The organism is Bradyrhizobium sp. NBAIM14, assembly GCF_020193895.1.
In the GTDB taxonomy this organism is placed as follows: Bacteria; Pseudomonadota; Alphaproteobacteria; order Rhizobiales; family Xanthobacteraceae; genus Bradyrhizobium; species Bradyrhizobium yuanmingense.
This window is the reverse complement of record NZ_JADYVQ010000063.1, coordinates 1-1179: the sequence shown is the minus strand read 5'-3', so window position 1 is coordinate 1179 and position 1179 is coordinate 1. Positions and strand designations below refer to the sequence as shown.

The following is a 1179-nucleotide window of genomic DNA, read 5'->3' as shown; positions in this document are numbered from 1 at the left end:
CCCACCCTTGTAATAGCGCAATCGGATATTGATTGGGGTGTTCCGAGAGGAATGGCCTGCCGGGGCTGCAACCCCGGCAGGCCGCTGGCGATCGGATCGAGCCCACCCAGAGCAGTTTGTGGCTGCCCGGTAGCGTGATCGCGTCAGCACCTTCATCGGACCCGGATGGTTGCCGGAACAATCTGGTTCGCTTCACAAGGCAGGGGTCGGCGAAGATGACGAAGACTACCACGATTGCGGCCGGTATCGATACGGCCAAAGACAAGCTGGACGTTGCGGTTTGCGGACAGGTTCTGCGTTTGCAGGTCGCAAACTCAATGCGGGGCTGGAAGCAACTACGCTCAGAGCTGACAAAAGCGGGCGTCGAACGCGTCGGAATCGAGGCGACCGGTGGTTACGAGCGTGGTGTGGTCAACCACCTGCGGGCAGCGGGTTTTGTTGTTTTGGTTCTCCAACCAATCCAGGTGCGGGCTTTTGCGCGCCTGCACCGCCAGAGAGCCAAGAATGATGCTCTCGATGCGGCCTTGATTGCCGCTTGTGCGGCTGCAATCGAACCGCATGAGATTGCGCCAGATCCGCGACTGACTGCGCTTGCCGATGCCCTCACCTTCGTCGAACAGATCGAGGAGGATATCGCTCGCTTCAAGACCAGGCTCGAGCACATCGGTGAACCACGCCTTAAACGAATGGTTCTCGCCGACATTGCGCGGCTCAAGGTACGAAGACTCGCGCAGCTGCGCCTCATCGCCAAGCAATTGCGCGCTCACCACGATCTCGCTGTTCGATTTGATCTCGTGCTTAGCGTTCCAGGCATTGGCGAACGCACCGCGCTGGCCCTGATCATCCGGATGCCGGAGCTCGGCCAGATCAGCCGAGAGCAGGCATCGGCACTCGCCGGCCTGGCTCCTTTCGATGACGACAGCGGAAAACACCGGGGCCAGCGCCATATCGCCGGCGGCCGGGGCCGCCTTCGGCGCTCCCTCTACGCCGCGGCGCTCCCAGCAGCCTTTCGTTGGAATAAGGCGCTGATCGGCCTCTACAGCCGCCTGACAGCCGCAGGAAAAGCGCACAGCGTCGCCCTGATCGCTTGCGCCAGGAAGCTCCTTATCTACGCCAACACCGTTGTTGCCCGAGGTACGCCCTGGCGTGAAAATACCGCCGCAACTTAATGGTTGCTAC

At 61.2% G+C, this 1179-nt stretch carries 1 protein-coding gene; it reads left to right on the top strand.

Annotation, left to right across the window (positions count from 1 at the left end):
- The first annotated feature begins 215 nt into the window (after positions 1–215).
- Complete coding sequence (locus I6F28_RS36995) at positions 216–1169, top strand: IS110 family RNA-guided transposase (protein ID WP_225131589.1); 954 nt, start codon at positions 216–218, stop codon at positions 1167–1169.
- The last annotated feature ends 10 nt before the right edge of the window (positions 1170–1179 follow it).